This is a genomic window from Spiroplasma endosymbiont of Asaphidion curtum, from assembly GCF_964031085.1.
Taxonomy (GTDB): domain Bacteria; phylum Bacillota_I; class Bacilli_A; order Mycoplasmatales; family Nriv7; genus Nriv7.
This window is the reverse complement of the sequence record NZ_OZ035001.1, coordinates 1231987-1246668: the sequence shown is the minus strand read 5'-3', so window position 1 is coordinate 1246668 and position 14682 is coordinate 1231987. Positions and strand designations below refer to the sequence as shown.

The window sequence follows — 14682 nt, the reverse complement described above, 5'->3', positions numbered from 1 at the left end:
ATATTAGTTAAAATTTAATAAAATTAATAATTTTTTATTGTGTAAAAATTCAATAATATGATAAAATGAAAACGAATAAAATGACAATAACAAGAAAGGTATGGTTAGTTTAGTAATTAAATAATATAATTAGCTGATTGTTTTACTTCTTCAAAGCAATACCTAAGAAAACTAAACGCGACCAAATACTTGCCCTTATTTTGTAATTAACATAATATATGTTATTATTTGATAGTGAAAATATTTTAGAGGTGGAACAATGAGTAAAAAAGGTCAAGAGAATGCTATTAACTATTATGAAGCAGAAATTACTTGTATAACATGTTCTAATGTCTTTACTGTTGGTTCAACTAAAGGAAAAGAAATTAGAGTAGATACTTGTTCAAAATGTCATCCTTTTTATACTGGTCAGCAACAATCAATGCGTGCTGATGGACGAGTAGAAAAGTTTGCCAAACAACAAGAAAAACAACAAGAAATTTTAAAGCAACAAATTGCAAATGCTAAAAATCAAAAACCGATAGTTAAAGATACAAGTAAAAAAAGTGATAAGTTAACAGAAGTATCATTAGAAGACTTGAAAAATTCTTTAAAAAAATAGTTTAAAACTCACTAAACAAATTATGGTGAGTTTTTTCATATTATTTTTAGTTTGTCGTATAATGTAATGAGACTAAGAAATAGGTGATTTTGTGATATTAGAATTTAAGGATATTGTTGTTAAATGAAAAGATATTGTTATTTTAAAAAATATTTCTTTTGATATTTTTAATAATGATGTTTGTGTTTTGATTACTAATTCTTATGAAGAAAAAAATGTTTTATTTAAAGCTTTTAAAGATGGTAAGAATTTAGAAACAGGGCAAATAATTTTTAATGAAGAAAATATCACAACGCAATTACCAAAAAAACGACCGTTAGCGTTAATTTTTCCGCAAAAATTTCTTTTTTCAATTTTTTCAATTCCTTGAAAATTAACTAGTTTATATTTAAAAAATAAAAATTTTTATTTACAGGCTAAACAAGATTATCGTGATGCTAAACATCATTTAAATGATTTAATTGATAATGGTATTAATGTTGATAAGAAAAAATATAAAGATCAATTACGAAATTTTAATGAGGTTTTTCTTAAAAATAGTCGGATTCTTGAAGAAACACGGATTAATAAATATTATGAATTTATTAACAAATTTCATCAAACAGCAATTAAACAAATTATGAATGATTTTAATGCTAGTAATACTTCAATTTTAACGCAAAGATTTCAAAGTTGAGTTGTAGAAGCGGAAAAATTAACCATTTTAAATAGTCGGTTAACTTTTTTACAAGCTTTATGGGATAAAATTTTTATTTTAACAAGAATGGAAAAAAGTTGTCGTTGTCATCAAGGACATAAGGGAAATAATCGTTCATTTAAGATGAAAGAAGTAACATTTGTTGCTAATGAGTTTTTAGAAACTTTAGATGCGGAAATTACTGAATTAAGAAAAAATATTTTACAAGCTGAAATTGATACGAAAGCATATGCGAAAAACTTTTGAAAGTTAGTTAAAAGCATTGAATATCAACATAAAAATGCTGATTTTATTCATTTAAAAAAAAGTAATAAGTTTAAGCAGTGAAAACAAGCAACAAGAGAATATCGCAATGAATTTTATTTTCAACAAGGACAAATTATTAGTGAAATTTTAGTTTCAGAAATTAAAATGCTCCAAGGAAAGATTATGAATGAAACTTATATTTATCATCAATTGCTTTTAAATGGTTTTGATAAAATTAGTGTGAAAAAGTTTAAAAATGAAGTTTATACTGCTAGTAGAGCAGTTATTAGGGTTCGCCAACAAGCTTGGTTACAAGTAAAGAATATTATTGATGATATTGAGTTAAAAGGTTTAAAGTTTAGTTTTATTTGACAATTTACTGGTTGAGATCGCATTAAGTTGCAAATTGCTATTGCTCTTATTCAACAAAAACGGTTACTTATTATTGATGATACTTTAGTTAAACAATCTAAACAATATAAAAATGAGTTTGGTCATTTAATTGAAAAACTTCAAAAGAATTATAATTTAACGATTCTTATTATTAGTAAATATGGTTATCGTGTTATTGATGTTGCTCAAAAAGTTATTATTTTACAAAATGGTGATATTGTTCAGCAAGATACAAAAGAAAATATTATTGCTCAACCTTTTAATAAAGATGTTTTACAGGCGATTAGTTCACCACATTTAAATTGGTTTGGGTACTTTAATTATACTGAATCGTGATTATTAATTGATAATATTAATATTGTTAGTTTAAAGACACTTTATATGGAAAATAAAAATTTTAGTTTTAATGTTGGTATTTTACCAGAAAAAATTGTTCCTGATTTTTATAAGCATAAAATAAAAGCTATTAATAAGCAACCACTTTACGGATGAGTTATTAAATTAAAAAAAATGCGTAAGGGTGATTGATTACTTGATGTAATTTTAAATGATAATAAAATTATTAAAGTAATAACCCCACCATCAAATAATAAAAAATTTTTAAAAGAAGAAATTAAATTTGATATTTTGTCAGGGGGTATTTATTTGTTTGATAGTAAAACCGATCAATTAATTAAAAGATGATAGAGGAGAATAATAAAATGACTAAAAAAATCTGAGATAAGATAAAAGAATATTCCACGGTAATAATTTTGCGTCATATTAACCCTGACGGTGATGCGTATGGTGTCCAATTTGGTTTAAAACATTTAATTGTTGCTAATTTGCCTCATATTAGAGTTTTAACTGGTGGTGTTAGTTTATTAGACTTGAATTATATCGGTTGCTGTGATGATATTAAGGAAACGGACTATCGTGATGCTTTAGTAATTATTGGTGATTGTGCTAATGCCGAGCGAATTGATGGTGTTGGTTGAGAAAAAGGAAAGTATAAGATTAAAATTGATCATCATCCATTTTATGAACAATATGCCGATTTAGAGTGAATTGATGATGTGGCACCATCAGCAAGTGAAATGATAGCAAAATTAGCTTTAGATAATAACTTGCAAGTTACAAAGGAGGCGGCTAAAGCGATATTTTATGGAATGGTAACTGATACGGGAAGGTTTCTTTATGGTAATTTACGACCAGAAACTTTTTTATTAGCAAATTTTTTAATGACAACGGGTTTTAATATTGAACAACTTTATAATAATTTGTATCAACGGCCAATGAATATTATTAAATTTCAAGCATTTGCTTTGAATAATTTTACTGTTACTGATAATGGTGTTGCTTTTTTAAAGTTAACACCAGATATTTTGAAAGAATTTTTAATTACTAAAGAAAAAGCTAATAATTTAGTTAATCTCTTAGGGAATATTTTGGGAATACATATATGAGCATTTTGTAGTCAAGATGAAAATGATGAGTTTATTAAAATTAGTATTCGGAGTACAGGATTGAAAATTAATGATTTAGCAGCAAAATATGGTGGCGGTGGTCATCAACGAGCAGCAGGTGTAAAAACTAATTCTTGACATACTGTTGATGCATTATTAAATGATTTGAATTTGTTAGCAAAGAATATTAATCAAAGTGAGGGTAAATAATGTATGTGTGTTATAAAGATGGGTGAATTGAAGTAATTAGTGGTTGTATGTTTGCTGGTAAAACTGAAGAATTAATGCGACGAATAAATATGTTATTATTTGCTAATAAAAAAATTCAAATTTTTAAACCAATGATTGATAATCGCTATGAAGAAGAAGAAATTGTTAGTCATAGTAAAAGAAAGATTAAAGCAATAAGAATTCGTGATGCTCAACAATTAATTGAATTTTTACATAATGATACCGAAGTTATTGCAATTGATGAAATTCAGTTTTTTACAAGTGATATTTTAATAGTTTTAGAACAATTAGCAGATCAGGGGAAGAGGGTTATTGTTGCTGGTTTAGATAAAGATTTTCGTGGTGAACCTTTTAAATGTATGCCAGAACTATTAACAAGAGCTGAATTTGTTACTAAATTAGAAGCAATATGTGTTAAATGTCATTCGCCGGCAACAAGAACCCAAAGAATAATTAATGGGTTACCTGCTAGTTATCATGACCCGATTGTTTTAATTGGTGCCAATGAATTTTATGAGGCGCGTTGTCGTCATTGTCATATTGTTAATGATTATCCACAAACCAATATTAAGGAGAAGAAAAATGAATGTCAAAACTCGAGAACTATTGGAAACAATGAAACATCGTTATAATGAAATTAATAGTTTACTAAGTCAATCCGATATTAATAATAATATTGAATTGTTAACTAAGTTATCTAAGGAAAGAGCTAAACTTAATGATACAGTATCGTTATATATGAAATATCTTACTATTGAAAGTAATCTTCAAGAAATTAAGAATATTTTTCGAAATGAAAAAGATGTTGATTTGCTAAATTTAGCAAAAGAAGAATTAAAAGGTAATGAAGAATCATTGTTCTTCATTGAACAACAATTAATAGTTGCATTATTGCCGGCAAACCCTAATGATGATAAAAATGTTATTATTGAAATTCGTGGTGCTGCTGGTGGAGATGAAGCTAATATTTTTGCTGGTGATTTATATCGGATGTATTTAAGATATTGTGAATCACAAAATTGAAAAACAGAACTTTTAGATGCACGAATATCAAATTCTGGTGGTTTTTCGCAAATTTCATTTTTGATTAAAGGTGAAAAAGTATATGCAAAAATGAAATTTGAAGCTGGTAGTCATCGCGTGCAAAGAATTCCTAAAACAGAATCACAAGGAAGAGTTCATACTTCTACAGCTACGGTTGTTGTCTTACCAGAAGTTAGTGCTTTAGATGTTGATGTTAAACCATCAGAATTAAAAATTGATACTTATCGGGCTTCTGGTGCTGGAGGGCAACATGTTAATACTACTGATTCAGCAGTGCGCATTACTCATTTACCAACTGGAATTGTAACAACCTCACAAGATGGTCGCAGTCAACATGATAATAAGGATAAAGCTTTAAAAGTGTTACTTGCTAAAATTTATGAAGCTAAACTTGAAGCTCAACAAAGTGAATTGGGAACATTAAGAAAAAATGCTGTTGGTAGTGGCATGAGGGCAGAAAAAATTCGAACATATAATTATCCTCAAAATCGTGTTAGTGACCATCGGATTAATTTGACATTAAATAAACTTGATCGGATTATGATGGGTGAACTTAATGAAATTATTAATGCTTTAATTGATGATGAACAAAAAAGAAAAATGGGAATGGAAGATTAGTTATGACTTATCATCATTTATTACAAAAGGGTCAAAAATTATATGCTGATTATCGTAGTCATCATTGTAAATGATTATTAGCTCATTTAGCAGGTTATTCATTGCAAGAATTATATGCTAATTCAGATATTGAAAGTAAAGTTAGTGAAGAAGACTTTTATGCTTTAATTAATGTTAATTTACAAGGAAAACCGTTGGCATATATTTTAGGTTATCAAACTTTTTTGGGGCGAGATTTTATTGTTAATCCTGATATTTTTATTCCACGCACTGAAACTCAAGAATTAGTAGAAAATGTTTTGTATTATATTGATGACTATTTTCAAGATGTAAAGCAGATTAAAGTTCTTGATGTTGCTACTGGTAGTGGTGCTATTGCTATTAGTTTAGCGTTAGAAAAAGCAAAACTTTTTGTTGTTGCTAGTGATATTAGTAGTGAATCTTTGAAAGTTGCAAAAGCTAATGCGATAAATCTTAATTGTCAAAATATTAAATTTGTTAAGAGTAATTTGTTAGCATCCTTTGTTAATAATGATGATAAGTTTGATATTTTAGTATGTAATCCGCCTTATATTGGCGTTGATGAACAGATTGAAAATATGGTTAAAGATTATGAACCAAATTTGGCATTATTTGCTACTGATAATGGTTTATTTTTCTATAAATTAATTTTTAAACAAGTAAAAACAATAATAGACTTCTTGCATTACTTATTTATTAAACAAAATTCCTATAAAATATATTTAAAATAGAAATTATAAGGAATTTAAGATTATGAAATTTGATAAATTTAATTTTATTAATGATAAAGAATTATTACGATTAACTGGAATAAAGCAAAGTACTTTTAATAAAATGTTAAATATTTTAAAAGAAGCTGAGTTAAAAAAGTTTAAAAGAGGTGGTAAAAATAATAAATTATCATTAGAAAATAGATTATTGATGACTTTATCATATTGACGAGAATATCGTACTTATTTTCATCTTGGTAAAAGTTTTGATATTAGTGAAGCTAGTTGTTATCGAAATATCAAGTGAATTGAAGATATTTTAATCAAACATCCTGATTTTCAACAACTTGCTGGTAAAAAAAGCATTAATAAATGATTATTTTAATGATAAAACAATTATTATTGATGCTACAGAAACACCCATTCAACGCCCAAAAAAAGACAAAAACAATCTTATTCAGGAAAAAAGAAAAAACACACTATTAAAACACAAGTAATTATTGAAAAAGAAAGCAAAATAATTATTGCAACAAATTTTTCTCTCGGTAAAAAGCATGATTTTTGTTTATTTAAAGAATCAAAAATCCCAATTTTAAAAAATACTAAATTAATAGTTGATAATGGTTATCAAGGAATACAAAAAATTCATAGTAATGTTCTAATACCTAAGAAAAAAACAAAGAAAAACCCTTTAAATAAAGAACAAAAACATAATAATAAATTAATTTCAAAAATGAGAATTATTATTGAAAATATTTTTGCTATTCTTAAAAAATTTAAAATTATTACTGAAAAATATCGTAATCGTAGAAAACGATTTAGTTTAAGATTTAATTTAATTGCTTCAATTTATAATTTGCAATTATAGATAACATAAAATATTTATTTAAAATTAAATTTAAATAATAAAATAATTTTTTGTTGTGTCAAAATTTACACATTTAATAAAATCCATAAGTATTAACCTAATAAAAGTTAGAAATTACTATATAGTATTTTTTATTTACAAATAATTTGTAATTATTTTAATAAGTAATGCAAGAAGTCTAATGAATGATAAATATTTATTAGCCTTTGAATTTGGTTATTCACAAAAAGCGACTTTAGAAATATTAGTAAAACAATATTTTGCAACTAGTGAATATGAATTTATTAAAGATATTAGTGGAAAATGAAGAATGCTTTTTATTTACAATAGACTTGGTACATAACCTTTAATTTTATCTACTATTTTGATAATATTATTTTCTAGATGAAGCACAAATATTAGATAAATATAAAGATGAGGGCGTATAACAAAGAGGCAGAAAAATAGGAAAAGACGATAATTATCGTCTTTTTTGTTCTTTTGTAAAACAAAATATGCACTTCGTATAAATATTGGAGATTGGTCTATATTATGTGTAAGGTAACCATTTTAAACCAGTAAGAATACTCCTCTTAACAATAATTTTTTAAAGGAGGTAAGTATTTTAATTGCTGAATTATACTTGTAAGTGCAAGTAAATAAAATTGCAAAAAATCTCATATAAAAATTTCATGATGCTAAGTTTATTTTAGAAAAAACAAAGCAAGGAGTTTTTATATGGGTTACAAACATCTTGGCATATATGAAAGAATTTATATTGAGAATCAATTGAAGTTTAAAGTAAAAATTAGTGAAATAGCTAAAAATCTTAATCGAAGTATTAGTACTATTATTCGAGAAGTCAATAGAAATAAAGATAGTAATCATTATTTTTCATTAATTGCACAAAATAAAGCAGAAAACAGAAAACAATCACATGTTTATTTTCATAAGTTTAAAAATAGAGAATTAGTAAAATATGTACAACAAAAATTACTATTAGGTTGATCGCCTGAACAAATTTATGGCAGAATTAAAAATTTTCATAAAGAATGAATTATTAGTTTTAAAACAATTTACAATTGAATTTATTCTGGATTACTTGAAAAAGTTACTAATAAAAATTTAAGAAGAAAAGGTAAGAAACGAAAATCTCAAGAAAATCGCGGTAAATTTAATGGTAAATCAATTAAAGAACGAAATATTAATGTTAATAATCGTATAACTGTTGGTCATTGAGAAGGTGATACTGTAGTATCATCACGAGGTAAAAGTAAATCATGTTTAATAACTTTAGTTGAAAGAACATCAAGATTTACTTTAGCAATGTTAGTTGAAAATAGAACTACTAAAGTTGTTAACGAAAACATTAGCCATTATTTATCAATTCTTCCAAATAATCTTGTTAAGACTATAACATTTGATAGGGGTAAAGAATTTTCTAATTGACAACAACTTGAAAAAAATTTAAATGTGAAAATTTATTTTGCTAATGCGTATTCGCCTTGACAAAGAGGTACTAATGAAAATACTAATGGTTTAATTAGAGAAAAATTTCCTAAAAAATTTAATTTTTCAAATACTACTAAAAATGCAGTTCATAAATTTATATTGTCTTTAAACCAAAGACCAAGAAAAATACTAAATTATCTTTCACCAATCGAATATTTGGTTAGAAAAATAATTTAGTTGCACTTAACTTTACAATTTGGCAATTAATAAAATTAAACTAACTTTATTAACTTGTTCGAACAAAAAACTAAATTCTATCTAAAAATTGTGTTGTAAATATGAGAACATTTTTTAGGTGTGCCAAAATAATGCTTTTTGGTAATTTCGAGCATTTCTCGCGCCTAGTCTAGTTAGCAAACAGAACACTTAGTTAACATAAGAGAGATAACATAGATTTCTTAGATAGTTAACTATGTTAGCTAACTAGGAAATTGCATATAAGGAAGGATATATATTAGACTTGGTACATAACCCTCAATTTTATCTACTATTTTGATAATATTATTTTCTAGGTGAAGTACAAATATTAGATAAATATAAAGACGAAAATGAATTTTATAGTTTGGTAGGTGCAAAATGTTATAGTTATGTACCAAGTCTAATATGATAAAATCATAACGAATAAAATGACAATAACAAGAAAGGTCGGGTTAGTTTAGTAATTAAATAGTATAATTAGCTGATTGTTTTACTTCTTCAAAGCAATACCTTAGAAAACTAAAGGCGCCCTTTATTCCAATCTTAATATTTAATGCAATTGTTGTGTGATATAATTACAAATATAAAAAAATTATTAGAATGCGAAAGAAAAGCATCTAATAAAGTAGAATTAGTTTCTAGTGTGAGGTAGAGATAATATGATTAGAAAAGAAAAATGGCTTTATTTAATCGCTAATGTAATATTAGTATGAAACCTTGTATATTTTATTATTGCTAATTACCTAAGTAGTGAAGTTGTTGTGTGGCGTGATGTTTTTAAAGATTCTTTACTGTTATCTTCAACAAAAATTCTTTTGTTACCATTATTATCGCTACTTATTAGTTTAATAACTATTGCTGTTGCTTTATTTTTAAATTTTAAAAATTATAAAACTAAACAAAGTAAGTATCTTATTGCTTGAATTTTTTTATTATCATTATCAATGGCAATATCTTTAATGTTATCTTTTTATTCACAAATAACATTAGCAATGTATATGGATGGTGGTAACAGTGGCTTAAGTATTTCGTGGTTAAATAGTCGTTCAATTTGAATTATCGGAGGAGTAATAATCCTTGCTAAAATTATTGCTATTGTTGAGTTTGCAATGAATTATAATTCATTATTAAAATATAACTTGCTGTTAGAAAATAGTTTTGATGATTTAACAGCGTTTAGTTTAAATTCTAATTTACAAAATATGAAATATAATAAAGAACCAAAAACGGAATATGAATATATACCTAATATTAATAATGCTTATGCTGGTTATGTAAATCCGAGTTATAATGGTAGTTTAAGTGCAACAATGAATATTAAAAGCGATGATTTTTATGCTAAAGAAAATTTATTACAAGATAATAATATTAAACCATTAATAAAAGAAAATGAAGAATTTAGTAGTTTGGGAGTTGTAAATCCGTTACCAAATATTACACCAGCAACAATGGGATTTACACAGCAAATTAAAAATGAATATGAAAAGGATTTTATTTTAGTTCAGGAATTGCATCGTATTAATATGGCACAAAGTAATGCTCGCGTTGCGAAGTTAATTAATATTTTTTATAATCGTTATGACCATGGTTTTGATCTTGAGATTGATCAGATAATGCTTTTAATCTATCCTGTGGCGTTAGAACACGAACCGCTTTTTGGATATTTAAAAGATGCTATTTTATATAAATTAGATAGTAAATTTATTTCTGATTTAGCTCGTAAATGATTTAATTCTTATGCTAATAATGTAAATAAGTTTTATAGTACTAATCGTTCTGCTTTTAAGAAAAGTCTTAATGAAGGAATAACTATTATGAATAATGATATTAAAAAGTATTTGCAAGAAACGGCGTTGAGATAGTTTTATTAGTTTATGCAAATATTATCATTAGAACAAAAAAATCTTGTTATTCATAATTTATTAAACGAACAAGTTGGTATTGTTCCTACCGATACAGTATATGGTTTAGTGGGAATTTATTCTTCTCAATTTGCCGCTAAAAGAATTTCGCATTTAAAATTAAGAGATAAAAATAAACCATTAGCAGTTATTGTTAGTGATATCGCAATGGCAAAAGATATTGGGGTTATTACTTCGCAAGTTGAACAGTTGTATGAATCGTATCCTCAGGGGAAAATAACAATTATTGTTAAACAAAAAGTTGATGTCACAGAAACGATAGCGATTAGAATTACCAATTATCGGTGATTACAAGATATTGTTTATCAAACAGGACCACTATTTGCCACTAGCGCTAATATTCATAATGAAAATCCAATTATAACTGTTAATGAGAATAAACTTGAAGTTGATTTTATTGTTGATGGGGGTATTATTGACCAAAAGGCTTCAACAATTATTGATGCCACAGGTAGTGAGATTGTTATTATTCGTTCCTAATTTATATTAGGTATTATTGTATTAATTATTTTTTATTATTAATTTAATTACTGGCAAAAACTCTTTATTTTGTTGAAGTTATTCAATAATTTTTTTATAAAATGGTGTATAATTTAATAAGATAAAAGGAAAATAATAGTTTATTTCTTAAATTTAAGCAATGTATATTAAGGAGCGAAAAGCAATGACATTAATGATTGCGGGGGCAGTAATGATATTTTTAGCTACTCTTTTAGGAGTATTTTTATTAGTATTATCAATGCCGGTTATTTTTAATTTTATTACTAATGAAATTTTTTTAGAAAAATTATTTTTAAGATTTGGTAAAGAAAATTTTTCTTTTGCATTAATTAAATTAAAAAATAATTTAATGAGTAATCTTATAATTTATGTATTTTTTGGAATTTTAATGGCACTATTTTTTATCTTACTAACAATAGTAGTATCACAAATTCGTCATCGTAAAAATCATAAAGTGGCAATTAGACTATTTTATACAAATTTTGCTTTAACAGGAATTATTTTTACTGTTTTAATTTTAATGATTATTTTTACAGGAATATGATGATTTTCATTTGTTTTAGCGGTTTTAGCAATGGGATTAATATTTTTACAAAATTCTTTCTTATCATTAATTAAAAATTCTATTAACCATAAAATTAACCGCAAAGAATATCAAATTAATAATATCCTTACTGATGTTGCTAGAAAAATTAGCAACGAAAAGTCTTTAGATATTACAAATGAAGGAATTGCAAATATTAAAAGAAATAACACATTGTCTTTAGAAAAAGAACAGTTACATTCAGAGTTTTTTAATGATAAAGAGTATGAAATTGATGATATTGATAACAATAGGTTGTTGGTAAAATCAGAGGAATCTTTACCAGATATTTTAAATCCAATGTTATTAAAAGAGAATGAAGATGATGGTTATGAGATTCCTAAAATAATTAAAGAACCGGTTTATGAAGAAATAGCAACAGATAAGATGTTGTTTAATTCACAGGTTACTGCGGAGCGAGTAGTTGTTAGCAATGAACAACAACAGTTAGATTCAAATACTAATTTAGATTCAAAGAATAATGTGGCATTAGGTCAACAAAAGGTTGATTCGCAATTACAGTCTTATGATAGCAAGGAAATGGATGTTAATAATGAAGATTTACAAGTTGAGCAACCGCAGTGTTCATATGTTGCTCCAAGAGGTGATTTGCAGTATAACTATGTTAAACAACCATTGATGAGTAATAGTGTTCAAAATGGTAATGGGGAATATGGTTCTGGGAAGCAATTATTTGCTAATGAATATTATCAAGAACAGCAATATCCGCAAGTTCACTCACAAATGTTAGATTCAAAGAATAATGTGGCATTAGGTCAACAAAAGGTTGATTCGCAATTACAGTCTTATGATAGCAAGGAAATGGATGTTAATAATGAAGATTTACAAGTTGAGCAACCGCAGTGTTCATATGTTGCTCCAAGAGGTGATTTGCAGTATAACTATGTTAAACAACCATTGATGAGTAATAGTGTTCAAAATGGTAATGGGGAATATGGTTCTGGGAAGCAATTATTTGCTAATGAATATTATCAAGAACAGCAATATCCGCAAGTTCACTCACAAATGTTAGATTCAAAGAATAATGTGGCATTAGGTCAACAAAAGGTTGATTCGCAATTACAGTCTTATGATAGCAAGGAAATGGATGTTAATAATGAAGATTTACAAGTTGAGCAACCGCAGTGTTCATATGTTGCTCCAAGAGGTGATTTGCAGTATAACTATGTTAAACAACCATTGATGAGTAATAGTGTTCAAAATGGTAATGGGGAATATGGTTCTGGGAAGCAATTATTTGCTAATGAATATTATCAAGAACAGCAATATCCGCAAGTTCACTCACAAATGTTAGATTCAAAGAATAATGTGGCATTAGGTCAACAAAAGGTTGATTCGCAATTACAGTCTTATGATAGCAAGGAAATGGATGTTAATAATGAAGATTTACAAGTTGAGCAACCGCAGTGTTCATATGTTGCTCCAAGAGGTGATTTGCAGTATAACTATGTTAAACAACCATTGATGAGTAATAGTGTTCAAAATGGTAATGGGGAATATGGTTCTGGGAAGCAATTATTTGCTAATGAATATTATCAAGAACAGCAATATCCGCAAGTTCACTCACAAATGTTAGATTCAAAGAATAATGTGGCATTAGGTCAACAAAAGGTTGATTCGCAATTACAGTCTTATGATAGCAAGGAAATGGATGTTAATAATGAAGATTTACAAGTTGAGCAACCGCAGTGTTCATATGTTGCTCCAAGAGGTGATTTGCAGTATAACTATGTTAAACAACCATTGATGAGTAATAGTGTTCAAAATGGTAATGGGGAATATGGTTCTGGGAAGCAATTATTTGCTAATGAATATTATCAAGAACAGCAATATCCGCAAGTTCACTCACAAATGTTAGATTCAAAGAATAATGTGGCATTAGGTCAACAAAAGGTTGATTCGCAATTACAGTCTTATGATAGCAAGGAAATGGATGTTAATAATGAAGATTTACAAGTTGAGCAACCGCAGTGTTCATATGTTGCTCCAAGAGGTGATTTGCAGTATAACTATGTTAAACAACCATTGATGAGTAATAGTGTTCAAAATGGTAATGGGGAATATGGTTCTGGGAAGCAATTATTTGCTAATGAATATTATCAAGAACAGCAATATCCGCAAGTTCACTCACAAATGTTAGATTCAAAGAATAATGTGGCATTAGGTCAACAAAAGGTTGATTCGCAATTACAGTCTTATGATAGCAAGGAAATGGATGTTAATAATGAAGATTTACAAGTTGAGCAACCGCAGTGTTCATATGTTGCTCCAAGAGGTGATTTGCAGTATAACTATGTTAAACAACCATTGATGAGTAATAGTGTTCAAAATGGTAATGGGGAATATGGTTCTGAGAAGCAATTATTTGCTAATGAAAGTCATCAAAATGCAAATCTTGATGTAAATATAGTTTTAAATGATTCAAGAAATCTATTTAATCAAGACGATGTTGTTGATACAATGATTGTTCCTAATAAAATTTATTATCATTCACCAATGACGGGAAAAACTATTGAAATTAATCAGCAAGAAACACAAAATTTTTTATTTGCTAATTTTCCAGGAAAACCAGATGAGTTAGAAAGTCCGGTGTATGAATATAATTCGATTGAAGAACAAGACAAGAAACCAAAACAGGACAAAAAGAAAAATCAAGAAAGTCGTTCTTATGGAATTTTTGGCCAAACAATGCAACGCCAAGCTAATACAGGAATACAAGAAACAGTTTTTTATCCGCAAGGATATGTACAAGCAAAATATCAAACAAAATCTAATTATTATGAACAACAACCAACATTAAATATTAACTTACCAAAGCAAGAAACATATAACAAATCTGTTGTTAATCAACAATTTGATTCATCAGCAGTTGCAGAACATTATCATTCGCAATATCCAAATTATACATTTACTAATGATAGTTGCCCTATTTGTTATCAAGGCGGTTAGTTATTCTAATATTCTAGAACTTAATTATATATAAGTTCTAGATTTTATTTTGGGGATATGTTGCATTTTTACAATAAATTAGTTATTATTATAAAGGACTTTATTTAGATACGCACGGTATCGTGTGTATAAAATAATAACAC

The 14682-nt window shown here is 26.9% G+C and carries 10 protein-coding genes and 2 pseudogenes; all 12 read left to right on the top strand.

Going from position 1 to position 14682, the window contains the following annotated elements; genetic code table 4:
* Positions 1-259: 259 nt before the first annotated feature.
* A pseudogene (rpmE, locus tag AAHJ00_RS07390) lies at positions 260-472 on the top strand (50S ribosomal protein L31); the annotation flags it as partial.
* 220 nt (positions 473-692) lie between these two features.
* On the top strand, positions 693-2624 hold the full coding sequence (locus tag AAHJ00_RS07385; RefSeq protein ID WP_342223988.1) for a hypothetical protein: 1932 nt from the start codon (positions 693-695) through the stop codon (positions 2622-2624).
* A 14-nt stretch (positions 2625-2638) separates the two neighbouring features.
* Positions 2639-3592 (top strand): bifunctional oligoribonuclease/PAP phosphatase NrnA, encoded by a 954-nt coding sequence (locus AAHJ00_RS07380; protein ID WP_342223987.1) that lies wholly within the window; start codon positions 2639-2641, stop codon positions 3590-3592.
* Complete coding sequence (locus tag AAHJ00_RS07375) at positions 3592-4245, top strand: thymidine kinase (RefSeq protein ID WP_425288857.1); 654 nt, start codon at positions 3592-3594, stop codon at positions 4243-4245. Before AAHJ00_RS07380 ends, AAHJ00_RS07375 begins: the two co-directional genes overlap by 1 nt.
* Positions 4196-5275: a peptide chain release factor 1 gene (gene prfA, locus AAHJ00_RS07370; protein WP_425288856.1), complete on the top strand. Its 1080-nt coding sequence runs from the start codon at positions 4196-4198 to the stop codon at positions 5273-5275. The genes AAHJ00_RS07375 and prfA overlap by 50 nt, the downstream gene beginning before the upstream one ends.
* A gap of 2 nt (positions 5276-5277) precedes the next feature.
* Positions 5278-6027: a peptide chain release factor N(5)-glutamine methyltransferase gene (prmC, locus tag AAHJ00_RS07365; RefSeq protein ID WP_342223984.1), complete on the top strand. Its 750-nt coding sequence runs from the start codon at positions 5278-5280 to the stop codon at positions 6025-6027.
* 22 nt (positions 6028-6049) lie between these two features.
* Positions 6050-6874: pseudogene (locus AAHJ00_RS07360) on the top strand (IS5 family transposase).
* A 181-nt stretch (positions 6875-7055) separates the two neighbouring features.
* Positions 7056-7217 (top strand): hypothetical protein, encoded by a 162-nt coding sequence (locus AAHJ00_RS07355; RefSeq protein ID WP_342223983.1) that lies wholly within the window; start codon positions 7056-7058, stop codon positions 7215-7217.
* 374 nt (positions 7218-7591) lie between these two features.
* On the top strand, positions 7592-8542 hold the full coding sequence (locus tag AAHJ00_RS07350) for an IS30 family transposase (RefSeq protein ID WP_342223478.1): 951 nt from the start codon (positions 7592-7594) through the stop codon (positions 8540-8542).
* Between the two features lie 680 nt (positions 8543-9222).
* Complete coding sequence (locus AAHJ00_RS07345; RefSeq protein ID WP_342223982.1) at positions 9223-10425, top strand: hypothetical protein; 1203 nt, start codon at positions 9223-9225, stop codon at positions 10423-10425.
* A gap of 12 nt (positions 10426-10437) precedes the next feature.
* Positions 10438-10965: an L-threonylcarbamoyladenylate synthase gene (locus AAHJ00_RS07340; RefSeq protein ID WP_342223981.1), complete on the top strand. Its 528-nt coding sequence runs from the start codon at positions 10438-10440 to the stop codon at positions 10963-10965.
* A gap of 184 nt (positions 10966-11149) precedes the next feature.
* Positions 11150-14539 carry a hypothetical protein gene (locus AAHJ00_RS07335; RefSeq protein WP_342223980.1) on the top strand — a complete coding sequence of 1130 codons (3390 nt, stop codon included), beginning with the start codon at positions 11150-11152 and terminating at the stop codon, positions 14537-14539.
* Positions 14540-14682: the final 143 nt, after the last annotated feature.